Annotated in this window: 22 protein-coding genes; 6 read left to right on the top strand and 16 right to left on the bottom strand. The window is 72.5% G+C overall.

Annotated elements, in window-relative coordinates; genetic code table 11:
- Positions 1 to 33 precede the first annotated feature (33 nt).
- The 5 genes from ACIQGV_RS00570 to ACIQGV_RS00550 all read right to left on the bottom strand — a co-directional run bounded on the left by ACIQGV_RS00570 (position 34) and on the right by ACIQGV_RS00550 (position 4,371).
- Positions 34 to 726 carry an ABC transporter ATP-binding protein gene (locus ACIQGV_RS00570; RefSeq protein WP_402488400.1) on the bottom strand — a complete coding sequence of 231 codons (693 nt, stop codon included), beginning with the start codon at positions 724 to 726 and terminating at the stop codon, positions 34 to 36.
- Between the two features lie 66 nt (positions 727 to 792).
- Positions 793 to 1,992, bottom strand: a complete 1,200-nt coding sequence (locus ACIQGV_RS00565; protein WP_402488398.1) for an alginate lyase family protein — start codon at positions 1,990 to 1,992, stop codon at positions 793 to 795.
- A 465-nt stretch (positions 1,993 to 2,457) separates the two neighbouring features.
- Complete coding sequence (locus ACIQGV_RS00560; RefSeq protein WP_402488395.1) at positions 2,458 to 3,228, bottom strand: DUF3710 domain-containing protein; 771 nt, start codon at positions 3,226 to 3,228, stop codon at positions 2,458 to 2,460.
- 1 nt (position 3,229) lies between these two features.
- Positions 3,230 to 3,790, bottom strand: a complete 561-nt coding sequence (dut, locus tag ACIQGV_RS00555; protein WP_402488393.1) for a dUTP diphosphatase — start codon at positions 3,788 to 3,790, stop codon at positions 3,230 to 3,232.
- Positions 3,787 to 4,371 (bottom strand): PaaI family thioesterase, encoded by a 585-nt coding sequence (locus ACIQGV_RS00550; RefSeq protein ID WP_402488390.1) that lies wholly within the window; start codon positions 4,369 to 4,371, stop codon positions 3,787 to 3,789. The genes dut and ACIQGV_RS00550 overlap by 4 nt, the downstream gene beginning before the upstream one ends.
- A 58-nt stretch (positions 4,372 to 4,429) precedes the next feature.
- Here ACIQGV_RS00550 and ACIQGV_RS00545 point away from each other — a divergent pair, with 58 nt between their 5' ends.
- On the top strand, positions 4,430 to 4,894 hold the full coding sequence (locus ACIQGV_RS00545; protein WP_402488388.1) for a DUF3093 domain-containing protein: 465 nt from the start codon (positions 4,430 to 4,432) through the stop codon (positions 4,892 to 4,894).
- A gap of 53 nt (positions 4,895 to 4,947) precedes the next feature.
- Here the strand turns inward: ACIQGV_RS00545 and ACIQGV_RS00540 are convergent, their stop codons facing one another.
- From ACIQGV_RS00540 to ACIQGV_RS00525, 4 genes are all read right to left on the bottom strand, one after another.
- Positions 4,948 to 5,964, bottom strand: coding sequence for a hypothetical protein (locus ACIQGV_RS00540; RefSeq protein ID WP_402488385.1), 1,017 nt, complete (start codon positions 5,962 to 5,964; stop codon positions 4,948 to 4,950).
- Positions 5,965 to 5,977: 13 nt separating this feature from the next.
- Entirely contained in the window at positions 5,978 to 6,274 is a 297-nt protein-coding gene (locus ACIQGV_RS00535; RefSeq protein ID WP_003993510.1) for a DUF4193 domain-containing protein, read from the bottom strand.
- A 395-nt stretch (positions 6,275 to 6,669) separates the two neighbouring features.
- The gene (locus ACIQGV_RS00530) at positions 6,670 to 7,902 is read right to left on the bottom strand and encodes a sensor histidine kinase (RefSeq protein ID WP_402488382.1); all 1,233 of its coding nucleotides are present in this window, start codon (positions 7,900 to 7,902) and stop codon (positions 6,670 to 6,672) included.
- Between the two features lie 6 nt (positions 7,903 to 7,908).
- Entirely contained in the window at positions 7,909 to 8,562 is a 654-nt protein-coding gene (locus ACIQGV_RS00525; RefSeq protein ID WP_007387794.1) for a response regulator transcription factor, read from the bottom strand.
- 422 nt (positions 8,563 to 8,984) lie between these two features.
- Here ACIQGV_RS00525 and ACIQGV_RS00520 point away from each other — a divergent pair, with 422 nt between their 5' ends.
- Positions 8,985 to 9,158 (top strand): hypothetical protein, encoded by a 174-nt coding sequence (locus ACIQGV_RS00520; protein ID WP_402488379.1) that lies wholly within the window; start codon positions 8,985 to 8,987, stop codon positions 9,156 to 9,158.
- An 87-nt stretch (positions 9,159 to 9,245) separates the two neighbouring features.
- On the opposite strand, the gene ACIQGV_RS00515 is transcribed toward ACIQGV_RS00520, so the two are convergent.
- Entirely contained in the window at positions 9,246 to 10,061 is an 816-nt protein-coding gene (locus ACIQGV_RS00515) for an inositol monophosphatase family protein (protein WP_402488376.1), read from the bottom strand.
- An 8-nt stretch (positions 10,062 to 10,069) separates the two neighbouring features.
- Positions 10,070 to 11,197 (bottom strand): ferrochelatase, encoded by a 1,128-nt coding sequence (locus ACIQGV_RS00510; RefSeq protein ID WP_402488374.1) that lies wholly within the window; start codon positions 11,195 to 11,197, stop codon positions 10,070 to 10,072.
- A 206-nt stretch (positions 11,198 to 11,403) separates the two neighbouring features.
- Between ACIQGV_RS00510 and ACIQGV_RS00505 the strand changes: the two genes are divergently transcribed.
- From ACIQGV_RS00505 to sepH, 3 genes are all read left to right on the top strand, one after another.
- Positions 11,404 to 12,642, top strand: a complete 1,239-nt coding sequence (locus ACIQGV_RS00505) for an MFS transporter (RefSeq protein WP_402488372.1) — start codon at positions 11,404 to 11,406, stop codon at positions 12,640 to 12,642.
- Positions 12,602 to 13,921 (top strand): D-arabinono-1,4-lactone oxidase, encoded by a 1,320-nt coding sequence (locus ACIQGV_RS00500; RefSeq protein ID WP_402488368.1) that lies wholly within the window; start codon positions 12,602 to 12,604, stop codon positions 13,919 to 13,921. Before ACIQGV_RS00505 ends, ACIQGV_RS00500 begins: the two co-directional genes overlap by 41 nt.
- A 629-nt stretch (positions 13,922 to 14,550) precedes the next feature.
- The gene (sepH, locus tag ACIQGV_RS00495; RefSeq protein ID WP_402488367.1) at positions 14,551 to 15,588 is read left to right on the top strand and encodes a septation protein SepH; all 1,038 of its coding nucleotides are present in this window, start codon (positions 14,551 to 14,553) and stop codon (positions 15,586 to 15,588) included.
- A gap of 109 nt (positions 15,589 to 15,697) precedes the next feature.
- Here the strand turns inward: sepH and ACIQGV_RS00490 are convergent, their stop codons facing one another.
- Positions 15,698 to 16,549 (bottom strand): sulfurtransferase, encoded by an 852-nt coding sequence (locus ACIQGV_RS00490; RefSeq protein ID WP_402488364.1) that lies wholly within the window; start codon positions 16,547 to 16,549, stop codon positions 15,698 to 15,700.
- 309 nt (positions 16,550 to 16,858) lie between these two features.
- Between ACIQGV_RS00490 and ACIQGV_RS00485 the strand changes: the two genes are divergently transcribed.
- On the top strand, positions 16,859 to 17,662 hold the full coding sequence (locus ACIQGV_RS00485; RefSeq protein WP_402488361.1) for a VOC family protein: 804 nt from the start codon (positions 16,859 to 16,861) through the stop codon (positions 17,660 to 17,662).
- A 74-nt stretch (positions 17,663 to 17,736) separates the two neighbouring features.
- Here ACIQGV_RS00485 and ACIQGV_RS00480 read toward each other — a convergent pair whose 3' ends face one another.
- The 4 genes from ACIQGV_RS00480 to ACIQGV_RS00465 all read right to left on the bottom strand — a co-directional run bounded on the left by ACIQGV_RS00480 (position 17,737) and on the right by ACIQGV_RS00465 (position 23,197).
- Complete coding sequence (locus tag ACIQGV_RS00480; protein WP_402488359.1) at positions 17,737 to 18,387, bottom strand: thymidine kinase; 651 nt, start codon at positions 18,385 to 18,387, stop codon at positions 17,737 to 17,739.
- 46 nt (positions 18,388 to 18,433) lie between these two features.
- The gene (locus ACIQGV_RS00475; RefSeq protein ID WP_402488357.1) at positions 18,434 to 19,624 is read right to left on the bottom strand and encodes an alkaline phosphatase family protein; all 1,191 of its coding nucleotides are present in this window, start codon (positions 19,622 to 19,624) and stop codon (positions 18,434 to 18,436) included.
- Entirely contained in the window at positions 19,624 to 20,211 is a 588-nt protein-coding gene (locus ACIQGV_RS00470; RefSeq protein WP_402488355.1) for a DUF5998 family protein, read from the bottom strand. The genes ACIQGV_RS00475 and ACIQGV_RS00470 overlap by 1 nt, the downstream gene beginning before the upstream one ends.
- A gap of 97 nt (positions 20,212 to 20,308) precedes the next feature.
- The gene (locus ACIQGV_RS00465; protein ID WP_402488352.1) at positions 20,309 to 23,197 is read right to left on the bottom strand and encodes a GNAT family N-acetyltransferase; all 2,889 of its coding nucleotides are present in this window, start codon (positions 23,195 to 23,197) and stop codon (positions 20,309 to 20,311) included.
- Between the last annotated feature and the right edge of the window lie 107 nt (positions 23,198 to 23,304).

Genomic DNA, 23,304 nt, shown 5'->3' with positions numbered 1-23,304 from the left:
CGCAACCCTGACGCGGCGGGCCGCCGACGCGGGTCAGTGCTCGGTGATCTCGCCGTCGTTCAGCTCCAGCACCCGGTCGGCCAGGTCGAGCAGGGTCGCGTCGTGCGTGGCGACGAGCGCCGTGACGTTCTCGCTGCGCACGACGGCCCGCAGCAGCTCCATCACGGCGTGCCCGGTCTCGACGTCGAGCTGGGCGGTCGGCTCGTCGGCGATCAGCAGGGCGGGGCTGTTGGCGAGGGCGCGGGCGATGGCGACGCGCTGCTGCTGGCCGCCGGACAGCTCGCCGGGCCGCTGGGCGGCGTGGTCGGCGAGTCCGACCAGGGCGAGCAGCAGCGCGATCCGTTCCTCGCGCTCGCGCACCTCGGCGCGGCGCAGCCGCAGCGGTACGCCGATGTTCTCCGCGGCGGTGAGGATGGGGATGAGGCCGAAGGACTGGAAGACGAAGCCGATGCGGTCCCGGCGCAGTTCGAGCAGTTCCCGCTCGCCCAGCCCGGTGAGTTCGAGTCCGCCGACGGTGACACTGCCCCCGTCCGGTGCGTCCAGGCCGCCGACGATGTTCAGCAGGGTGGTCTTCCCGGATCCCGAGCGGCCCTTGAGGGCGACCAGTTCGCCCGGGCGCAGCTCGAAGGAGACCCCGCGCAGGGCGTGGACGGCGGCGGCGCCGCTGCCGTACGTCCGGTGGACGTCCTGGACCCTCACCATGGTCTCGGTGACCACCTGGCTCATGTTCTGCCTCCCCCGTGGGCCGGGCGCCAGTATCGCGGGCGGGCACCCGGCCGATCAACGGTTCGTTCAGTTCGGGTTCTGCGCGTGGGTGAGGGTCTCCCAGGCCACGAAGAGGTTGTTGCTGCCGGCCGGACGGTTCCGCTCGGTGAGGGTGCCGGTGTTGGTCATGGCGATGCCCAGGCGGTGGTGCAGGGCGTTGTGGCCGACCTCGGTGACCGGGCCGAGCCCGAGGTGGAGGGTGCCGCCGCACAGCCAGGCGGGGACGGGGGTGCCGAGTTCGTACTTCGCCTGGAGGCCGAGCGCCTGCCGCAGCCGTTCGCCGACGTCGGTGCCGTACAGGTCCTGCCCCTGGATCCGGCTGGTCTCGGCGACGTGCGCGATCGCGGAGATGCCGTACCCGGTGTGGGTGAGGTCGCGGCAGGTCTCCTGGGTGAGGCCGGTGACGAAGGTGGACTGGCCCTGCCAGTACTTGACGATCTTGTCGCGGGTGTCGAGGTTCTGGCCCGGCACGGTCCTCGGCAGGTCGCCGTCGGAGGCGAGGTAGACGTAGGCCGCGGTGCGGGTTCGGAACTTCGCCATGGCCTTGTCGTACGAGTCCTTGTCGTCCAGGAAGACGGAGATGCCGACGGCGGCCTCCATCATCGACAGCTCCCAGTTCCCGTTGGAGTGGGAGCCATTGATGATCTCGGGCAGGTAGACGGTGCGCAGCATGGTCGCGAAGCGGCCCGCACCGGGCCAGCCGCCGGTGTACGTGTGCTTGATGATCTCGGCGGCCCTGGGCCAGGAGGAGCCCGCCCAGCCGGTCTGCAGGGGCGCGTTGCTGTTGGTGTGGTCCTGGATGACGGCGGACCAGGCGTCCATGAGCTGGATGGCCTTCCGGGCGTAGCGCGGCTCGCGGGTGATGTACCAGGCGAGGGCGTTGGTGTACGCGGCTATGGCGTCCTCGCGCTCGTCGGTGCAGCCGAGGTTGGGGTTGGAGTACGAGCCGCACTCGACGACCGCGCGGGGCTTGGGGGTGCGGTTCTGGTCGGCGTACCTGCTCGTCATCATCTGGTCGTAGGCGCTCTTCCAGGGCTGCGCGCCGGCGAGGACCTTGGTACGGGCGAAGTCGAGCTGGCTGCGGGAGACGGTGACACCGGGGTGGGCGAACGCGGTGGGGGCGGCTTCGGCGGACGGCTGCGCGAGGACACCGCCGAGGAGCAGGGCGGTGACGGTCGCGAGGAGGGGGGTTCGACGCACGACAGCTCCGTTCTCATATGTGAACATGGGGCACTCTGCTGAATGCGAGTGTCCGAGAACGTAGGTCCAGACCAATCGCGCGTCAAGAGAGCGCGCGGAAACGCCACCGGCGTCCGCACCACGAGACCACTGGGACCGGCACCGGTACCGCGAGACCACCGGGACCCGGGACCCGGCACCGCGAGACCGCGGGACCACTGGCACCGGCACCGCGGGACCACCGCCACCGACACCGCGGGACCGCCGAAACCGGCATCGTGGGACCTCCAGGATCGACACCGACACCGACACCGACACCGGCACCGCGGGACCGCCGGCACCGCCACCGGCACCGCGAGACCGCCGAAACCGGCATCGTGGGACCTCCAGGATCGACACCGACACCGACACCGGCACCGCGGGACCGCCGGGACCCGGCACCCCAACACCGTCGAGGCGCGCACGAGAAAGGGCCGCACCCCCACGGGGTGCGGCCCTTGTGCTGCTCTGTGCTCAGCGGACCTCGGTGATCTCCGGTCCGCGCTGGAGCTGGCCCATGCCGCCGGAGAAGCGCGAGCCCTCGTCCTGCTGCTGAACGCCCTCGGGCACCATCTGCGCGTCGTTGGGGAGCTTCAGGACGATCGGGTCGCGGGGCGCCATCGGGCCCTCGCCGCGGACCACGACCGTGTCGCGGAAGATCTGCTCCAGGAGCCCGGCGGCCTGCGGCTGCACCGCGCCCTGGCCCGAGATCACACCGCGCAGGAACCAACGCGGTCCGTCCACACCGACGAACCGCACGACCTGGAAGCCGCCCGTGCCGTCCGGCAGCTGCACCGGCACCTGCGCACGCAGCTCCCAGCCGAGAGGGCCCTCGACCTCGTCGATGATGCCGCCCTGCTGGGTGATGCCCGAGCCGATCTCCTCGCGCACCTCGCCCCAGATGCCCTCGCGCTTGGGCGCGGCGAATGCCTGCAGCTGGATGGCGCTGTCGCGCAGCACGACCGTGGCCGCGACGATCGCGTCGCCCGCGACCTCGACGCGCAGCTCCATGCCGTCGACACCGGGCACGAAGAGCCCGCCCAGGTCCACGCGGCCCTCGCCGGGCTCGCGCACCTCGGTGCTGTCCCACGGCCCGTCGGGGCGCGGCTCGGGCTCCAGCCTCACACGCTCGCGACCGGCACCCTCGGCGTCCTCGTACGCCTCACCGTCGACGCTGTCGACGACCTGCTCGGCCTCGCCGGCCGCGCCCTCGGCGGCATCCCTCTTCTTGCGACGTCCGAACACGTCACTGTCCTTCCCGGTCGGATACGACCGAAGCGTATCGATTCCCACCCGTCGGACCGCCGTCGGCGGCCTGACCCCTTGTCGCGGTTGCGCCGCTCCCGGCACCCACGGCGGCATGGCCGCCGGTGGACCCGAAGCCCCCGCCGGCCCGCGCCGAGTCGGGAAGCTCCGCCACCTCCTGGAAGCGGACCCTCTCGACCTGCTGGACGACCAGTTGGGCAATCCGGTCGAAACGCTCGAACCGCACGGGCTCGTGCGGGTCGAGATTCACCACGATCACCTTGATCTCCCCACGGTACCCGGCATCAACCGTCCCCGGGGCATTCACGAGGGCGACACCGCACCGGGCGGCAAGCCCGGAACGCGGGTGCACGAAGGCCGCGTACCCCTCCGGGAGCGCGATCGACACCCCGGTGGGCAGCACGGCCCGCTCCCCCGGCTTCAGCTCGCAGCGCTCGGTGGTCCGCAGATCCGCCCCCGCGTCCCCGGGGTGCTCGTACGTCGGAAGCGGTACGTCCGGATCGACGCGCCGCAGCAGCACGTCCAGTGGCTCACGGCTCACGGGTTCACCTCGAAGGCGCGGGCACGCCGGACCTGGTCCGGGTCGCTCATGGCGGCCTGGATCTCCTCCGGGCGGCCGTTGTCGATGAAGTGGTCGACCTTCACCTCGATGAAGAGGGCGTCGGCGCGGACGGCGACGGGCCCGTCGGGGCCGCCGATCCGCCCGACGGCACGGCAGTAGATCTTCCGTCCGGCCACCGCCGTGACCTCGGCCTCCAGATACAGCGTGGTGCCCACGGGCACCGGCCGCACGAAGTCCGTCTCCAGCCGTCCGGTGACCGCGATGGTGCGCAGCAGCCAGTTCAGCGAGCCGAGCGTCTCGTCCAGGGCCGTCGCGAGGACGCCGCCGTGGGCGAGCCCGGGAGCACCCTGATGGGCGGGCTGCACGGTGAACTCGGCGGTGATGGCGACGCCTTCACCGGCCCGCGCGGCCAGATGCAGTCCGTGCGGCTGCTCGCCGCCGCAGCCGAAGCACTGGCCGTAGTGGGCGCCGAGCAGTTCCCCGGGCGCGGGAGCGTCGGGGTGCCGTACCGGCCGCGCCGCGTCGGCGGGCGGCTGAAGAGCCGCGGAAGTACCACTCACAGGCGCAGACCTTACCCGCGCGTCGGCCCGATCCGGACACCGTGCCAAGCTTGGCTCCATGCAGCTCTCCACCGCCCCGTACGAAGAACGCCTCACGGCCCCCCGCACATGGTGGCTGGTCAGCTTTCTCGTGGGTGTCTCGATGGCCCTGATCCTGCTGCCGTTCGGCACGCTGCCGATGCTCGGCGGCCTGGTCGGCGGCACCGCGGCGGCGGCGGTCGTGGCCAGCTCCTACGGATCCGTGCGCATCCGGGTCGTGGGCGGCTCGCTGATCGCGGGCGACGCGAAGATCCCGGTGACCGCGCTCGGGGAGTCCGAGGTGCTCGATCCCGAGGAGGCGCGCGCCTGGCGCACGTACAAGGCCGACACCCGCGCCTTCCTGCTGCTGCGCGCCTACATCCCGCGGGCCCTCAAGGTCGAGGTCACCGACCCGGCCGACCCGACGCCGTACCTGTACCTGTCGACGCGCGAGCCGGAGCGGCTGGCGGAGGCGATCAGGACGGCCCGTACGGCGGCCTCCTAGGGCGTCCCGGGCTTCGTGGCTCCCCCACAGCCACGGGAGGGACCGGCGGCCCGTCAGCGGCCGCCCAGCTCCTTGACGACGTCCCCGACCTCGAGGGGCTGCGCCGGCTGTTCCAGCGGCGGGAGATCGGCCAGGGCGTCCCAGGGCACCTGCATCCTGCGCAGGTCAGCCCGGACCCGGGAGGCGAGCTTCCTGGTGTCGCGGCGGTTCATGACCGCCCCGACGGCGGCTCCCACCATGAACGGCATCAGGTTCGGCAGGTCGCGCACCATGCGCTTCATGATCTGCTGGCGCAGTTCGCGTTTCATCTGGCCGCCGAGGGCGGCGTTGACCGACGCCGGTTTCATCACGTCGATGCCGCGTTCGCCGGACCACGAGCGCAGGTAGGCGGTGCTGCGCTCCACGAGCGAGCCCGGCGGACGCAGTCCGTAGACCTCGTGGAGTTCGGCGATCAGTTTCAGCTCGATCGCGGCGACGCCGGTGATCTCCGCGGCGAGCTCGGCCGGCATCGCGGGCGGCACGGGCAGCATCGCCGCCGCGCCCACACCCGCCCCGACCGTCGCGGAGGCGTACGCCGCACCCGCCACGAGTTTGTCGGCGATCTGCTCGGGCCCCAGGCCCGGGAACTGCCGGCGCAGCGCGGCGAGGTCGCGCACGGGGATCCGGGGCGCGTTCTCGATGATGCGGTCGGTGACGTACGCCAGGCCCGCTCTGGCCCGGCTGCCGCCCTTGCGGGCGCCTTCCCTGGCCAGTTCCCTGGCCCGGTCCCGGACGACCGCGGCCCGCCGTCGCGCGACGGGCGCGGGGGCGCCCGCCGGTACCGGAAGGCCCGTGCGGTCGGCCACCGGTCCGAGCGAGGCCGATCCATGACGGAACTGTCCCGGCAGAACCGTTCCCGTGGGGTCCGGTTCCGGGACAGCCTTGTCCGTGGGAGCCGGTTCACCGGGAACCGGTCCCGTCATGGATGAGCCCCGCCCGTCATCACGCGCGCCGTAGGGGCCGTCGAGCGGCCCCGTGTCCGCTCTCCCGAGGGAGAAGCGGCGCTTCCGAGGTGGGGTCGAGCCAGTCACGGCCGACCCGTCCTCAGTCGCAGTCGCGGCAGATCGGCTGGCCGTTCTTCTCGCGGGCCAGCTGGCTGCGGTGATGGACCAGGAAGCAGCTCATGCAGGTGAACTCGTCCTGCTGCTTGGGCAGGACCCGGACGGCCAGCTCCTCGTTGGAGAGGTCCGCGCCGGGCAGCTCCAGGCCCTCGGCAGCTTCGAACTCGTCGACGTCGACGGCCGAAGCGGACTTGTCGTTCCTGCGTGCCTTGAGTTCTTCAAGGCTGTCCGAGTCGACGTCGTCGTCGGTCTTGCGTGGGGTGTCGTAATCGGTTGCCATGTCGCTCTCCCCCTCCGGGTGTCTGCGGTGTCTCCAGCGCACGTAACGCGTGAGAGGCCGGACTTGTGCCCGACCTGAGGCGGAGATTTTGCCTCACATCAAGGTCTGTTACTCAATCGACACCCAACCGGACTCCTCACGAGTGATCGGTTTGGGTGGCGATCGGGACCGTACACGGCCCTAACACTGCACTTCAAAGGCGCCTCCCCGTGTACTTCCCGTGATCAAGACCCCGGAAAACACGGATTTTCCCGACTTTCCGACAGCCTGCATGATCACGGAGAGTGGATGGCAGGAAATTCGCCCTTGTGATCGATCACACATCGGAAACCCCGCCCGGTGCCCGGAAAATTCCGCGCAAAGCGAACATCCCCGCGTGTGTCGGCGACATGATCTCAGACCGGGAGACTGACCCGCATCGTGAGTCCGCCTCCTTCCCTAGGTCTGGCCGAGATGTGCCCGCCGTGCGCGCGGGCCACGGACCGCGCGATGGACAGGCCCAGCCCGACCCCCTTGTCGCTGCCGGTGCGCTCGGTGCGCAGCCGTCTGAACGGCTCGAAGAGGTTGTCGACCTCGTACGCCGGGACGACCGGGCCGGTGTTGGAGACGGTCAGCACCGCCTGGCCGTGCTGGATCTCGGTGTCGACCTCGACCCAGCCGTTCTCGGGGATGTTGTACCGCACCGCGTTCTGCACCAGGTTCAGGGCGATCCTCTCCAGCAGCACACCGTTGCCCTGCACCACGGCGGGCTGCCGTCCGCCGCGGATCTCCACGCCCTTGGCCTCGGCCTCGGCGTGCACCTGGTCGACGGCCCGGCCGGCGACCTCGGCGAGGTCGACCGGTTTGCGCTCGACGATCTGGTTGTCGCTGCGGGCGAGCAGCAGCAGCCCCTCGACGAGCTGTTCGCTGCGCTCGTTGGTGGCCAGCAGCGTCCTGCCGAGCTGCTGGAGCTCCACCGGCGCGCCCGGGTCCGACAGATGGACCTCCAGCAGCGTGCGGTTGATCGCCAGCGGGGTGCGCAGCTCGTGCGAGGCGTTGCCGACGAAACGCTGCTGGGCGGTGAAGGCCCGCTGGAGGCGCTCCAGCATGTCGTCGAAGGTGTCGGCCAGCTCCTTGAGCTCGTCGTCAGGGCCGTCCAGCTCGATCCGCCGCGACAGGTCGGAGCCCGCCACCGCGCGGGCGGTGCGGGTGATCCGGCCCAGCGGCGACAGCACCCGGCCGGCCATCGCGTAGCCGAAGGCGAACGCGATCACGGCGAGGCCCAGCAGGGCGAGCAGGGAACGGCTGAGGAGGTTGTCCAGGGCGTTCTGGCGCTGCTCGTTGACGCAGCTGTTCATGGCCTCGTTGAAGGTGCTGGGCGAGGCCGACTCCGGCAGGTTGCAGATCGTGCTGGTGACCTTGCCCTCGACGATCTTGAAGGGCAGGTCGCTGCCGACGTTGAGGGCCTGCGCCGCCAGCAGATAGATGATCGACAGCAGCAGGATGCCCGCGATCAGGAACATGCCGCCGTACAGCAGCGTGAGCCGTATCCGGATGGTCGGGCGCAGCCACGGGAAGGGCGGTTCCTGCCTGCGGGGGTCCCAGGTGGGCTTCGGGGGCGCCTCGGGCGGCGCGGGGGTGGCGGCCACGGCGGATCAGATCCGGTAGCCGGAACCGGGGACCGTGACGATGACGGGCGGCTCGCCCAGTTTGCGGCGCAGGGTCATGACCGTCACCCGCACGACGTTCGTGAACGGGTCGGTGTTCTCGTCCCACGCCTTCTCCAGCAGCTGCTCCGCGGAGACGACCGCGCCCTCGCTGCGCATCAGGACCTCCAGGACGGCGAACTCCTTCGGCGCGAGCTGGACCTCCTTGCCGTCGCGGAAGACCTCGCGGCGGTTGGGGTCGAGCTTGATGCCGGCCCGCTCCAGCACCGGCGGCAGGGGCACGCTGGTGCGCCGGCCGAGGGCACGCACGCGCGCGATCAGCTCGCTGAAGGCGAAGGGCTTCGGCAGGTAGTCGTCGGCGCCGATCTCCAGGCCCTCGACGCGGTCGCTGACGTCGCCGGACGCGGTGAGCATCAGCACACGCGTGGGCATGCCCAGCTCGACGATCCTGCGGCAGACGTCGTCGCCGTGCACCAGGGGGAGGTCGCGGTCGAGGACGACCACGTCGTAGTCGTTGACGCCGATGCGCTCCAGGGCGGCCGCGCCGTCGTACACGACGTCGACGGCCATGGCCTCCCGGCGCAGTCCGGTGGCCACCGCATCGGCGAGCAGCTGCTCGTCCTCGACGACGAGTACGCGCACGTCGCTGTCCTTCCTGTGTCCACCCGCGTAGCGGAGCGCGCGCGGGCAGGGGTTTGTCGTGGGGGTGTTGGCGTCCATCCTGCCCTTTTCGGCCATAAGTCGGCGGTAAGGCGAGGTGAGCGGCAGATGGCGGGGCCGGGGACACCGGTCGGCCGGACCGGGAATGCCAGATTTTCTCGGGCGGTTGAGGTTTCCGCGGAAGGGAGCGGGGGGAGGACGGTTTACACCCCGCGATCACGCTCTGCATGTACCGCAACACCATGCGGTACGTCGCGATCCGCTTGCCGCAGAGTGGGCGTGGGTGTCCGGCACCGTAGCCGCCCCGGCACGGCAGGCCGGGCATCCGCAGGAGCCGTGATCGCCCCTTCCGAACGGCACACCCCCGTGCCACAGACCCACGACCCAGGACGAGGGGGCGCAGCATGGACGCTTTCACCACAGGACTTCTGCAGCGCATAAGGACGACCGAGTCCGACCTGACGCGGGCCCGGAACGAGGGCGACGACTTCCTCGTCGAGGTGGAGCAGGGCGAGCTCGACGACCTGCGCCGCCTCGCCGCCGAACACGGCGTGGAAGTCGGCGCTCACCGCGTCTGACCGGCTTGTGCGTACAGCAGCGGGCCCCCGGTGAATCCAGCACCGGGGGCCCGCTGGTGCGTGTGCCGGCGGCGGCAGGGCCGTCCGTCAGTCGTGCCAGGCGCCGAAGTCCTCCAGGAGGCGCTGGAGGGGTTCGAAGACGCCCGGGGTGCCGGCGACCGTCAGCTCGCGTGAAGGGCGCTCTGCGGGCCGTCCACCGGTGAGCGCGCCCGCCTCCCGGGCGATCAGGTCCCCCGCGCCGTAGTCCCACGGGTTCAGGCCGCGCTCGTAGTAGCCGTCGAGACGGCCGGCGGCCACGTCGCACAGGTCGACCGCGGCGGATCCGCCGCGCCGGATGTCGCGCAGCAGCGGGATCAGCCGGCCGGCCACCTCGGCCTGATGGGCACGGACCCCGGCGACGTAGTTGAAGCCGGTGGAGACGAGCGCCTGGTCGAGCGGCGGCGCGGGGCGGCAGGCGAGGGTGCGCTCGCCTGCCCCGGCGCCGGTCGTCCACGCCCCGCGGCCGCGCACGGCGCTGTGGGTCTCGCCGCGCATCGGGATCTCCACCACGCCGACGACGGTCTCGCCGTCCCGCTCGGCCGCGATGGACACGGCCCAGGTGGGCAGGCCGTAGAGGTAGTTGACCGTGCCGTCGAGCGGGTCGATCACCCAGCGCACGCCCGAGCTGCCCTCGCTGGAGGCGCCCTCCTCCCCGAGGAAGCCGTCCTCGGGGCGGTGGTCGGAGAGGAAGCCGGTGATCAGCTTCTCCGCGGCGATGTCCATCTCGGTGACGACGTCGATGGGGCTCGACTTGGTGGCGGCCACGCCCAGGTCGGCCGGGCGGCCGTCCCGCAGCAGCGCGCCGGCCCGGCGGGCCGCCTCCTGGGCGAGACGGAGCAGTTCCGGGTGCAGGGGGTCGGTCACGTCGCTCCTCAGGCGTAGGGGCTGTCGGCGCCCGCGGCGGCCGGGCGCGGGGCGCGGGCCGGACAGCAGCCGACGGGGCAGAGGTCGTGGCTCGCGCCGAGCGCGCCGAGGGCGCAGGGCGTGACCTCCTGGCCGCGCTCGACGGCGGCGCGCTCCAGGATCAGGTCGCGCACCGCGGCGGCGAAGCGCGGGTCGGCGCCGACGGTGGCCGAGCGGCGCACCGGCAGGCCCAGCTCCGCGGCCTTGGCCGTGGCCTCGGTGTCGAGGTCGTACAGGACCTCCATGTGGTCGGAGACGAAGCCGATGGGCGCCATCACGACGGCCGGCACCCCGGCGGCGTGCCGCTCCTCCAGGTGGTCGCAGATGTCGGGCTCCAGCCACGGGACGTGGGGGGCTCCGGAGCGGGACTGGTAGACGAGCCGCCAGGGGTGGTCGACGCCCGTGCGCTCGCGGACGGCGTCGGCGATCAGCCGGGCCACGTCCAGGTGCTGCGCGACGTACGCGCCGCCGTCGCCGTGGTCCTCGACGGGGCCGGAGGAGTCCGCCGCGGAGTCGGGGACCGAGTGGGTCGTGAAGGCGATGTGGGCGCCGTCACGGACGTCCTCGGGAAGGCCGGCCAGGGATGCCAGGACGCCCTCGGTCATCGGCTCGACGAAGCCGGGGTGGTTGAAGTAGTGGCGCAGTTTGTCGATCCCGGGCGGCTCCACCCCCTCGGCCTCCAGGGCGGCGAGCGCGTCGGCGAGGTTCTCGCGGTACTGGCGGCAGCCGGAGTACGAGGCGTAGGCACTGGTGGCCAGGACGAGGACACGGCGGCGGCCGTCGGCGGCCATCTCGCGCAGGGTGTCGGTCAGGTACGGCGCCCAGTTGCGGTTGCCCCAGTAGACCGGCAGCTGGAGGCCGTGTTCCGCGAAGTCCTTGCGCAGGGCGTCGAGCAGGGCGCGGTTCTGGTCGTTGATGGGGCTGACCCCGCCGAACAGGAAGTAGTGCTGCCCGACCTCCTTGAGGCGTTCCTTGGGGATGCCCCGGCCCCGTGTCACGTTCTCCAGGAACGGGACCACGTCGTCGGGGCCCTCGGGGCCTCCGAAGGAGAGCAGCAGCAGGGCGTCGTAGGGGCTGACATCGAGCGCGTCTGGCATGGCTCCGATCCTGCCACCCGCCACCGGCAGCCGGGAAACGCCCGGCTGCCGGGCGTGGCCGGGCCGCCGGATCCGGCTCCGGACTGCTGCATTAGGGTTACCTAACTCGTAAGCTGTACGAGTTGCCTTCACGCCTTACGAGCCACCCTTTCGCGCCATGCCCGGGTCCTGCCCGGACCGTGGCGTGCCGGACCCCCGGAGTGCCTGTGCCCAGCCCCTATCGCGCCCTGTTCGCCGCCCCCGGCACCAAGGGCTTCTCCGCAGCGGGGTTCCTCGGCCGCATGCCGCTGTCGATGATGGGCATCGGCGTCGTCACGATGATCTCGCAGCTCACCGGGCGCTACGGCCTGGCCGGCGCACTGTCGGCCACCATCGCGCTGTCCGCGGCGGTGGCGGGGCCGCAGGTCTCCCGCCTGGTCGACCAGTACGGCCAGCGCCGGGTGCTGCGCCCGGCGACGCTGCTGTCGCTCGCCGCGGGGACGCTCCTGCTGCTGGCCGCGCACTACGCGTGGCCGGACTGGGTGCTGTTCGTGGCCTGCGTCGGCATCGGCTGCGTGCCGAGCGTCGGCGCGATGGTCCGGGCCCGCTGGGCGGCCCTGTACCGGGACACTCCGCAGCTGCACACCGCGTACTCCTTCGAGTCCGTGGTGGACGAGGTGTGCTTCATCTTCGGGCCGATCATCTCCATCGGCCTGTCCACCGCGTGGTTCCCCGAGGCTGGCCCGCTGCTCGCCGGAGGATTCCTGGCGGCGGGCGTCTTCTGGCTGACCGCCCAGCGCGCCACCGAGCCGGCCCCGCACCCGCGCGAGCACCACGGCGGCGGCAGCGCCCTGCGCGCCCGCGGCCTTCAGGTGCTGGTCGGCACCTTCGTCGCGACCGGCACCATCTTCGGCGCGGTCGACGTGGTCACGGTCGCCTTCGCCGACGAGCGCGGCCACAAGGGCGCGGCGAGTGTCGTCCTCGCGGTGTACGCGGCCGGTTCCTGCGCCGCGGGGGCCGTGTTCGGGCTGCTGCGTTTCAAGGGGGCGCCCGAACGTCGCTGGCTGCTGGGCGTATGTGCGATGGCCGTGAGTATGATCCCCCTCCTACTGGTCGGAAACCTGCCGTCTCTGGCCGTGGCGCTGTTCGTTGCGGGCCTGGCCATCGCTCCCACGATGATCACCACCATGTCCCTCATCGAGCAGCACGTACCCCGCGCGCAGCTGACCGAGGGCATGACCTGGGTGAGCACCGGGCTCGCGGTGGGCGTCGCGCTCGGCTCCTCGATCGCCGGCTGGGTGATCGACGCCTCGGGCGCGGACGCCGGGTACGGGGTTCCGGCGGTCGCCGGGGCCGTCGCGGTCGTGGTGGGTTTCCTGGGCTACCGCCGGCTCGGCAGGCCGGCTACGGGTCGGGGAGGCACCGTTGGTCAGCACAGCGAGCGCGAAGATCGGCACGTGGCGTAACTGGGGCGGCAATGTGAGCGCCCGTCCCGCGCGGGAGGTCACGCCCGCCTCCGTGGAGGAGCTCGCCGCGGCGGTACGCGCGGCGGCGGAGGACGGGCTGAAGGTGAAGCCCGTCGGCACGGGGCACTCCTTCACGTCCATAGCCGCGACCGACGGTGTGTTGATCCGTCCTCAACTGTTGACGGGTATCCGCACCATCGACCGGGACGCCATGACGGTCACGGTCGAGGCGGGCACTCCGCTCAAGAGACTCAACATGGCCCTCGCGCGCGAGGGTCTGTCGCTCACCAACATGGGCGACATCATGGAGCAGACGGTCTCCGGCGCCACCAGCACCGGCACCCACGGCACGGGCCGGGAGTCGGCCTCCATCGCCGCCCAGATCAAGGGCCTGGAGCTGGTCCTGGCCGACGGTTCGGTGCTCACCTGTTCCGAGAAGGAGAACCCGGACGTCTACGCGGCCGCGCGGATCGGCCTGGGCGCCCTCGGCGTCGTCACCGCGATCACCTTCGCCGTGGAGCCGGTCTTCCTGCTGACCGCGCGCGAGGAGCCGATGCCGCTGCAGAGGGTCCTCGCCGAGTTCGACGAACTGTGGGCCGAGAACGAGCACTTCGAGTTCTACTGGTTCCCGCACACCCGGAGCACCAACACCAAGCGCAACAACCGCAGTGCCGGTCCGCAGCGGCCCGTGGGCCGGGTCGCGGGCTGGTTCGAGGACGAGTTCCTCTCCAACGGAGTCTTCCAGGCGGCCCAGTGGGTCGGCCGCGCCGCTCCGGGCACCGTCCCGGCGATCGCCCGGATCTCCAGCAGGGCGCTGTCGGCGCGGACCTACACGGACATCCCCTACAAGGTCTTCACCTCCCCGCGCCGGGTGCGGTTCGTGGAGATGGAGTACGCCGTCCCGCGCGAGGCCCTGGCCGACGCCCTCGGCGAGCTGAAGGCGATGGTGGACCGCTCCCGCCTGCGGGTGAGCTTCCCCGTCGAGGTGCGCACCGCCCCGGCCGACGACATCGCGCTGTCCACCGCGTCGGGCCGGGACAGCGCGTACATCGCCGTCCACATGGTCCGCGGCACGCCCTACCAGGCGTACTTCACCGCCGCCGAGCGCATCTTCACCGCGCACGAGGGGCGCCCGCACTGGGGCAAGGTGCACACGCGCGACGCGGAGTACCTCGCCGGGGTCTACCCGCGGTTCGGCGAGTTCACGGCACTGCGGGACCGTCTGGATCCGCAGCGGCTGTTCCAGAACGACTACTTGCGAAGGGTCCTGGGCGCGTAGCCGGGAGGGCAGGACCGGGCCGGGTCGGGCCGGGCGAGGACACTCGCCCGACGGCATCCGTCCGTGCGCGCCCGCAGGCGTGACGAATCCGCCCGCTCGTCCGCTGGAGGAACTGTCCCCTCAGGGCTCGACTCGCCTCCCCGGAAGGGCATTTCACGCATTCAGGGACCTTGCCCGGCTTTCCCGTGTCCGATCGGCGAACCTCACTAGGGAGGAGATGCGCGGACGAAACGGTCGATTCCCGCTCCGGTGTGTACGTGAAGTGCGCCACGTTCAAGATCGGTGAATCCGCTCAAGCCGCCCGCCTCCCGCGCTCCGGCGGAAGTTGAGCGGCGTGCCCATCCACCTACATGGCCCGAATGGAGTACTGTTGCGAGCCCCGGGTCCGGCCTCCGCCAGGGTGTCGCGACCTTCAAGGACCGCCGGGAAGGGGCTTGTTGCACAGGGTGACGGAGTTGGTCACTCAGCGTTGCGAATAGGTAACCGTGCCATAACGGCGATCCAGGGCCCGTGCCCGACACGCCGGGCAACTCGGCAAGGTTGTGGCAGGCTGCACCCGGGCAGGCCACACTCGACTAGCGGAAGCAGCGACGCACGTGACGTCGGCAGGCACCACCCGGGAGGTCCCCATGCCCGAACTGCGTGTCGTGGCCGTCTCCAATGACGGCACACGGCTGGTGCTCAAGGCTGCCGACTCAACGGAGTACACCCTTCCGATCGACGAGCGGCTCCGTGCCGCCGTGCGCGGCGACCGTCCCCGCCTCGGCCAGATCGAGATCGAGGTGGAGAGCCATCTCCGCCCCCGTGACATCCAGGCGCGGATACGTGCCGGCGCGACCGCGGAAGAGGTCGCGCAGATGGCCGGCATCCCCGTCGAGCGCGTACGGCGTTTCGAGGGTCCCGTGCTCGCCGAGCGTGCCTTCATGGCCGAGCGCGCCCGCAAGACACCCGTGCGCCGCCCCGGCGAGAACTCCGGCCCGCTGCTCGGCGAGGCCGTGCAGGAGCGGCTGCTGCTGCGCGGCGCCGAGAAGGACACCGTCCAGTGGGACTCCTGGCGCCGTGACGACGGCACCTGGGAAGTGCTGCTGGTCTACTGCGTCGCCGGTGAGCCCCACTCGGCGAGCTGGACCTACGACCCGCCGCGGCGGCTCGTGCAGGCCGTCGACTCCGAGGCGCGCTCGCTGATCGGCGAGTCCGACGACCTCGGCGTGCCGGAGCCCAGCTTTCCGTTCGTCCCGCGCATCGCGCGGCTGCCCCGTGACCGTCCGCTGGACCGCACCGGCGACCGCGAGCGGCTGGCCCTGCCGGCGCCCGCGCCGGAGCCCGCCGAGGAGAGTGCGAGCGAGCGGGACTCGCTGACCAGTCTGCTGGAGGCCGTGCCGAGCTTCCGGGGCGACCTGGTGGTCCCCGAGCGCCCCGCGGCCGCGGAGCCGGAGGAGGAGCCCGCCGCGGAGATCGTCGCGGAGGAACCACCGGCCACTGCCGCGTCGGCCGGGTCCGCCTACGCGGACGTCCTCATGCCGCGTTCGGTCGGCAGCCACCGTGACCGCCTCATCGGCGCCACCGACCGCCAGGCCGAGGCCGACGGCGTCCGCCCCGGCCGCCGCGCGGCCGTTCCCAGCTGGGACGAGATCGTCTTCGGCACGCGCCGCAAGAAACAGGAGTAGCCCTCGCAGGAGCGCCGGGCCCGCGTCGACGTCGGCGCGGGCCTTCTGCCGTGCGCGGCCCGGACGGCCGGGGCGCGGCCCCCCGGCGCCCGGCCTCGCGCGGACAGCCCTACTGAGGGTCCGCCCCCACCGCGACCGGGCGGGACGGGTCGGAGGACCACTCCGACCAGGAACCCACGTACAGGGCCGCCGGAATGCCCGCCACCGCGAGGGCGAGGACCTCGTGCGCTCCTGACACGCCGGAACCGCAGTACACACCGACCTCGGTGCCGTCGGCGGCACCGAGAGCCTCGAAACGCCGCCGAAGAGTCTGCGCGGGGAGGAAACGGCCGTCCTCGGCGACGTTCCGGTCGGTCGGCGCGGACACTGCCCCGGGGATGTGGCCGCCCACCGGATCGATGGGTTCCACCTCACCCCGGTACCGCTCGCCCGCCCGCGCGTCGAACAGCACCCCGGACCGGGCCAGCGCCGCCGCCCCGTCCGCGTCGAGCAGACCCTCCGCCCCCGGACTCGGCTCGAAATCACCCTCGGAGGACGTCGGTTCACCGTTCGACAGCGGCCCCTCCCAGGCCGGCAACCCGCCGTCGAGGACCCGCACGTACGGGTGACCGGTCCACCGCAGCAGCCACCACGCGCGCGCCGCCGCCCAGCCCTGCCCGCCGTCGTACACGACCACCGGCCTCGACGCCGACACTCCCGCCCGTCGCATGGCCGCACCGAATTCGGCCACATCCGGCAGCGGATGCCGGCCGTTCCTGCCCGGCTGCGAGGCCAACTCCCGGTCCAGGTCGACGAACACGGCCCCCGGGACATGCCCGGCACGGTAGGCGGCACGGCCGTCGAAAGGTGCTGCCCCGGCGGCCTTGGCGACGCTGAGCTGCCAGCGGACGTCGAGCACCACCGGCGGGTTCTCGCCCGTCAGTTCGGTCGCGAGTTCGGGTGCGGAGATGATGGCGTTCATGGCCCCCATCCTCGCGCACGGGGTGGCCGCGGCGTCCAGGTCCGGCTACTCTGCTCCGCCGGACACGTCCGGTCACCGGGCGTACCTGATCGAGCACATGATGTACTGCCGATCGACATCCGTCGGCAAAGGCACGGAAACGGTCGAGAAACTGCACACCGGGCATCCTCCGGAGTGCGGCGACTCACCGGCCGCAGCACGGCGGCGCGCCCGGAGCGCGCCGCACCACGGGTGGTGCGAGCATCGGCACGGGAATCCGCAGAGCGAAGGCGACACGGCCACCGCGAAGGGGCCGAGGAGAGAGCGACGATGACCGAGTCACGGGGTTCGGCCGGCCCGAACGGAGCAGCAGACACCCGCCATGCACCCGGCACGCCCTGCTGGGTGAGCCTGATGGTGCACGGGCTGGACTCGACCCAGGAGTTCTACGGAGAGCTGTTCGGCTGGGAGTTCAGGCCGGGACCGCAGCAGCTCGGGCCGTATGTGCGGGCCGTTCTCGACGGCCACGAGGTGGCCGGCCTCGGACAGCTTCCCCCGGACCGCCATCTGCCGATCGCCTGGACGCCCTATCTGGCCTCGCAGGACGTGGACCAGACCGCCGACAGCGTCCGGCTGTGCGGCGGCACCATCGGTGTGGGGCCGCTGGACCTGGCCGACGCCGGCCGGCTCGCGATCGGGTCGGACCCCTCGGGCGCGGTGTTCGGGGCCTGGCAGTCCGCCGCGCATCTGGGCACCGCGATCACCGGTGTGCCCGGCACGCCCGCGTGGAACGAGCTGCTGACCTTCGAGTCCGCGAGCGTCGTCAAGTTCTACGAGACGGTGTTCGGCTTCGAGCGGGAGCGGCGGGAGTCCGTCGACACCGACGAGGTGACCCTGCTCGTCGACGGCCGCCCCGTCGCCGGCGTCCACGGTGTGGGCAACGCCCTGCCGAGGGACCGGGGTCCGCACTGGCTGACGTACTTCGAGGTGGCCGACACCGACGAGGCCCTCGGCCGGCTCGTCGCCCTCGGCGGACATGTCCTCGCTCCGGCCCACGACGACGGACACGGCCGGGTGGCGACGGTGACCGACCCCGAGGGCGCCCGGTTCGCCCTGATCCAGAACCCGCGCTGACATCCGTCCGGCGGCGGGGGACGCCGTACTTGCCCGGCGCCCCCGCCGAAGCCGGGCAGCGCGGCCCGTGGAGGCTACGCGGACGGAACCGGCAGGACGTCCGGGGACAGCGCGGCCGCGCGGGCGGAGGCCGCGGTCATCCGGCGGCGGTGGTGGCGGCGGCACAGGACCTCGTAGCCGATCTCGTCGGCGGACCGGTTCACGTCGCCGACGACGACCTGAGCGCCCTCGACGACCATCTCGCCGCGGACGGTACGGGCGTTGTGCGTGGCCCGGGCGCCGCACCAGCACAGCGCCTCCACCTGGAGCACCTCCACCCGGTCGGCGAGCTCCACGAGCCGCTGGGAACCGGGGAACAGCTTGGAGCGGAAGTCGGTGGTGATGCCGAAGGCGTACACGTCCAGGCCCAGGTCGTCGACCACCCGCGCGAGCTGGTCGATCTGCTCCTCCGCGAGGAACTGCGCCTCGTCGGCGATCACGTAGTCCGCGCGCCCGCCCTGGGAGAGATGGTCGACGAGGTACGCGTACAGGTCCATGCCGTCGGCGACCTCCACCGCGTCCGTCACCAGACCCAGGCGCGAGGACAGCTTGCCCTCGCCCGCGCGGTCGTCGCGGGTGAGGATCATGCCCTGGAGTCCTCGGGCGGAGCGGTTGTGCTCGATCTGCAGAGCCAGCGTGGACTTCCCGCAGTCCATCGTTCCGGAGAAGAACACCAGCTCGGGCATGGCAGGTCGAGCACCTTTCGGTGAGGGGAACGGCGGAGGGCGGAGTTCAGGAACGGACTTCGAGCAGCGGGACGAGCTGCTCGGCCGGGGTCATCGAGCCGTGGTTGCCGACCATCACCGACTCCTTCGGCTCCCGCTCGGAGGCGATGATCAGAACGTCGTCCCGGGCGGCCGCGATCACGTCGCCGATCCGGGCGTACACCCGCTCGTCGATGTGCGGCCCGAACCAGCCCGCCGCGATCGCCTCGTCCCGCGAGGCCACCCAGAACTGCTCGCCCAGCACCTCGCGCCAGCAGGTCAGGACGTCCGCCTCCGCGCCGGGCAGCGCGTAGACGTGCCGGGCGCGGCCCTCGCCGCCGAGCAGGGTGACGCCGGCCTGGAGCTCCCAGTCCTCGTCGAAGTCGATGCGGTGCTGCTCGTCGAAGGGCACGTCGATCATGCCGTGGTCGGCGGTGACGTAGAGCGCGGTGCGCGGCGGGAGCTGCTCGGCGAGGCGCTGCACGAGCCGGTCGACGTACATCAGCTGGCCGCGCCAGGTGTCGGAGGCCACGCCGTAGCGATGTCCGGCGCCGTCCAGTTCGGCGTAGTACGTGTACACCAGCGCGCGGTCGGCGGCGGCGAGCTGCTCGGCCGCGAAGTCCATCCGCTCCTCGCCGGTCAGCCGCCCGTGGAAGGTGCCACCGCTGAGGGCGACCTTGGTGAGCGGGGTGTTCTGGAAGGCGGGGGACGACACCTGGGCGGCGTGCACCCCCGCGTCGTGGGCGAGCTGGAACACGGTGGGGTACGGCTGCCAGGCCCCTGGCTGCGTCCACGGATGCCAGCGGAGCTGGTTCATCAGCTCCCCGGTGGCCGGGTTGCGCACGGTGTAGCCGGGCAGGCCGTGGGCGCCGGGCGGCAGACCGGTGCCCACGGAGGCGAGCGAGGTCGCGGTGGTGGCCGGGTAACCGGTGGTGAGAGGACGCCCGGTGCCACCGCGCGAGGTCGTCAGCAGCGAGGTCATGAAGGGCGCCTCGTCCGGGTGCGCGCGCAGCTGCTCCCAGCCGAGGCCGTCGATCAGGAAGACACAGGCCCGGTCGGCCGCGGCCAGCTCCGTGATCGCGGGCGACGTGCCCGGGACGCCCATGCCGGCGGCGAGCGTGGGCAGCAGGTCGGCGAGGGATCCGCTGCCGTACTCGGGAACCGGTGCGGAGTCGACGGCGAGGGGTTCGGGGTGGTCCCAGGAGGCGGGCTGGATCATCAGCGGGCGGTGTCCGCGGTGGCCTCGGAGATGGCCTGCGCGAAGACGAGCGCCTGGCGCACGGTCTCCGGGCCGTCCCCCGCCTCGCTGACGCGCAGGCTGAGGTCGTCCGCCGTGGAGCTGCCGGTGTAGCCGTGGTCGGCGTCGCAGTTGGGGTCGCCGCAGGCGGCGGGCTCCAGGTCGATGCGGGAGACCGCGCCCCAGCCGATGGTCAGCACGATCTCGCGCGGCAGGGTGCCCGGCGTGTACTGCTCGGGATTGGCCACGACCCGGCTGACCACGACCGACGAGATCCGGTCGAGTTTGACCGACTCCGTGGAGGTGGTGGCGTACGGGGTCGGGGACGTGGTGTCGGCGGCCTGCTCGTCGGTGTGGCTGACGATGAACCGGTTGCCGGTGAGGACCAGCACGGTCACATGACGGCGGACCTCGTTCTGGTCGAACGTGGTTTCCTGGTGGACCAGGTACGACTTGATGGGCTCGCCGCCCACGGCGGCCTCCACCGCCTCGGCCACGAGGGCCGGGTAGTAGCCGCTGCGCTCGATCGCGGCACGCAGCCCCTGGGTCGTCGTACTGGTCTTGGCCATGCCGTCCATCCTACGGGGACGCACTGACTGCGAGGGACCGGTCGGACGTGCCCGGGGCCGCGGAAACCGTGCCCGGGGCCGCTGCGCGGGGCGCCGGTCAATAGGCGGGGAGCGTGCGCGGACCGAGGTCGTCACGGGCCGGGGGCGGCGCCAGGCGCACGGAGGCGCCGAGCACGCTCAGGCCCTGCGGGGCGACCACGACCGGCTCCAGGGTGACCGCGACGACCTCGGGGTGGTCGTCGACCAGCCGGGACACCCGCAGCAGCAGTTCCTCCAGGGCCGGGGTGTCGACCGGGGTCGAGCCGCGCCAGCCGAACAGCAGCGGCGCCGTCCTGATCGACCTGACGAGCGAGGCCGCCTCCCGGTCGGTGACCGGGACCAGCCGGTGCACGGTGTCGCCGAGCAGCTGCGAGGCCGCCCCCGCCAGCCCGAACGACAGCACGGCACCCGCCGCGGGGTCGATCACGGCCCGTACGACGGTGTCGACGCCGCGCGGCGCCATGCGCTGGACGACCGGCCGCAGCTCCTCCGGCGTGCCGAAGAGGCCGGCCAGTTCGGCGTACGCCCGTCGCAGCTGCTCCTCGTCGGCGAGGTCGAGCCGGACCCCGCCGAGGTCGGCGCGGTGCCGCAGATGGGGGGCGGTGGCCTTGAGGGCCACCGGATAGCCGAGCGTCCGCGCGGCCCGTGCGGCCTCCCCGGGCGTCGGCGCGGGCAGGGCCCGCAGCACGCTTATCCCGTACATGCCGAGCAGGTCGCAGGTCTCGTCCGTGCCGAGGGTCAGTCCCTGGCCGCGTGCGAGCAGCCCGTCGATGAGGCGGGCGGCGCCCCTCTCGTCGATGTCCTCGTACTCCGGCACCTTGCCGGGATCGGTGGCCTCCCGCCGCCACCGGGCGTAGTTCACGGCCTCGGCGAGCGCCCGCACGGCCCGTTCGGCGGCGGGGTAGGCGGGGATGAGCCGGGAGGCGGGGCCGGGAGCGGGCCCGGCGGCGGCGGCCGGGGCGGGCTGCGGGCCGGCGGGGCGGGGCGGGGTCCCGCGCTCGGCCGGATCCGGGACGGGAAGGGGGCCGGCGCCGTCGCCGGCGACGGCGCCCGTGGTCCTGGAGCCGGCCTGCGGTGCGGTGCTGGCCGCGGCCGACAGTGCCGCGGCCAGCCCGCCGAGTTCCACGTGCACCACCAGCACCGGCTTGCCGGGCACCTCCTGCGCCGCCGACCGCAGCGCCTCCGCCAGTTCGGCGTCGTCCGGTGTCCCCTCCCCGATCGCCGGGATCGCGGTGACCACGACCGCGTCGCACAGGTCGTCGCGCAGCGCCGCCGACAGGGCCCCGCGGAAGTCCTCCGCCGAGGCCCCGGTCGTGAGGTCGACCGGCGGCAGCGGCCGCAGGCCCTGGGACAGACACGCGTCGTACGTCAGCAGCCCGAGCGACTCGGAGTTGCCGAGGATCGCCACCCGGGGGCCGCCGGGCAGCGGCTGGCGGGCGAGCAGCAGGCCCGCGTCCACCAGCTCCGTGATGGTGTCGACGCGGATCACCCCGGCCTGGCGCAGCAGTGCGGAGACGGTGCCGTGCGGCAGCCGTGTCGCCCGTACGGCATGCCCCTGGGGCGCGGCGCCGCCGTGCCGGGCGCCCTGGACGACGACCAGGGGCTTCGCCGCCGCCGTACGCCGCGCCAGGCGGGTGAACTTGCGCGGGTTGCCGATGGACTCCAGGTACATCAGGGCCACGTCGGTGTCCGGGTCGTCGTACCAGTACTGCACGACATCGTTGCCGGAGACGTCCGCGCGGTTGCCGGAGGAGACGAAGGTGGACACACCGGTGACGCCGGTGACCCCTCCCCCGCGCCGGTGCAGCCGCGACAGCAGCGCCACGCCGATGGCGCCGGACTGGGCGAACAGGCCGATACGGCCGGGGCGGGGCGGTTCGGGGGCGAGGGAGGCGTTGAGGCGCACCTCGGGCGAGGTGTTGATGATCCCGAAGGCGTTGGGGCCGATGATCCGCATGCCGTACGCGCGCGCGTGGCGGACCAGTTCGCGCTGGCGCTCGCGGCCTTCGGGGCCGCTCTCGGCGTAGCCGGCGGAGATCACGACGAGGCCCTGCACGCCGTGTTCGCCGCACTCGGTGACGACCTCGGGGACCTGCTCGGCGGGGACGGCGACGACCGCGAGGTCGACGGGCCCCGGGATGTCCCGCACCCGGCGGTGGACCTGGACGCCGTCCAGGTCCTTCAGGTCCTCGGGGAAGGCCCGGTTGACGGCGTACAGCTGCCCGGTGAAGCCCGCCTCGCGGATGTTGCCGAGGATGCTGCGGCCCACGCCGCCCGGGGTGCGGCCGGTGCCGACGACGGCGACGGAGCCGGGCGCCAGCAGCCGCCGTACGGACCGCGCCTCGGCCCGCTGCTCCCGCGCGCGCTGCACGGCGAGCGAGCGGTCGGTGGGCTCCAGGCCGAACTCCAGGCGGACGACGCCGTCCTCGAAGCTGCGCTTCTGGGTGTAGCCGGCGTCGGTGAACACCTTGATCATCTTGGTGTTGGCGGGGAGCACCTCGGCGGCGAAGCGGCGGATGCCGCGCTCGCGGGCGACGGCCGCGACATGCTCCAGGAGGGCGGAGGCGACGCCGCGTCCCTGGTGGGCGTCCTGCACCAGGAAGGCCACCTCGGCCTCGTCGGCGGGCGCGGAGGCGGGCCGGCCGTCCGCGCCGATCCGGTCGTAGCGCACGGTGGCGATGAACTCGCCGCCGATCGTGGCCGCGAGTCCGACCCGGTCCACGAAGTCGTGGTGCGTGAAGCGGTGGACGTCCTTGGCGGACAGGCGCGGGTAGGGGGCGAAGAAGCGGTAGTACTTCGATTCGTCCGAGACCTGCTCGTAGAAGCTGACCAGGCGCTCGGCGTCGTCGGCGGTGATGGGGCGGACGCGCGCGGTGCCGCCGTCGCGCAGCACCACGTCGGCCTCCCAGTGTGCGGGGTACTCCTGCCGGTCCGGCGCGCTTCGCATGGGCCCCAGAGTACGGCTCGCGTACGACAACGGCGCGGGGCAGTCTGTGGAGGACGGAGGCCGGACCGGGGCCGAGGTCCGGTGTCCCGCGCCGGGGCGTGACGGGG

Origin of the sequence: Streptomyces sp. NPDC093094, from assembly GCF_044754345.1 — a bacterium.
Taxonomy (GTDB): Bacteria; Actinomycetota; Actinomycetes; order Streptomycetales; family Streptomycetaceae; genus Streptomyces.
This window is presented reverse-complemented; position numbering and strand designations above follow the sequence as displayed.

Coding starts and splice junctions, on each gene's coding strand:
- ACIQGV_RS00570 (WP_402488400.1), bottom strand. CDS start 726: ATGAGCCAGGTGGTCACCGAGACCATGGTGAGGGTCCAGGACGTCCAC.
- ACIQGV_RS00565 (WP_402488398.1), bottom strand. CDS start 1,992: ATGTTCACATATGAGAACGGAGCTGTCGTGCGTCGAACCCCCCTCCTC.
- ACIQGV_RS00545 (WP_402488388.1), top strand. CDS start 4,430: ATGCAGCTCTCCACCGCCCCGTACGAAGAACGCCTCACGGCCCCCCGC.
- ACIQGV_RS00535 (WP_003993510.1), bottom strand. CDS start 6,274: ATGGCAACCGATTACGACACCCCACGCAAGACCGACGACGACGTCGAC.
- ACIQGV_RS00520 (WP_402488379.1), top strand. CDS start 8,985: ATGGACGCTTTCACCACAGGACTTCTGCAGCGCATAAGGACGACCGAG.
- ACIQGV_RS00510 (WP_402488374.1), bottom strand. CDS start 11,197: ATGCCAGACGCGCTCGATGTCAGCCCCTACGACGCCCTGCTGCTGCTC.
- sepH (WP_402488367.1), top strand. CDS start 14,551: ATGCCCGAACTGCGTGTCGTGGCCGTCTCCAATGACGGCACACGGCTG.
- ACIQGV_RS00490 (WP_402488364.1), bottom strand. CDS start 16,549: ATGAACGCCATCATCTCCGCACCCGAACTCGCGACCGAACTGACGGGC.
- ACIQGV_RS00485 (WP_402488361.1), top strand. CDS start 16,859: ATGACCGAGTCACGGGGTTCGGCCGGCCCGAACGGAGCAGCAGACACC.
- ACIQGV_RS00480 (WP_402488359.1), bottom strand. CDS start 18,387: ATGCCCGAGCTGGTGTTCTTCTCCGGAACGATGGACTGCGGGAAGTCC.
- ACIQGV_RS00475 (WP_402488357.1), bottom strand. CDS start 19,624: ATGATCCAGCCCGCCTCCTGGGACCACCCCGAACCCCTCGCCGTCGAC.
- ACIQGV_RS00470 (WP_402488355.1), bottom strand. CDS start 20,211: ATGGCCAAGACCAGTACGACGACCCAGGGGCTGCGTGCCGCGATCGAG.
- ACIQGV_RS00465 (WP_402488352.1), bottom strand. CDS start 23,197: ATGCGAAGCGCGCCGGACCGGCAGGAGTACCCCGCACACTGGGAGGCC.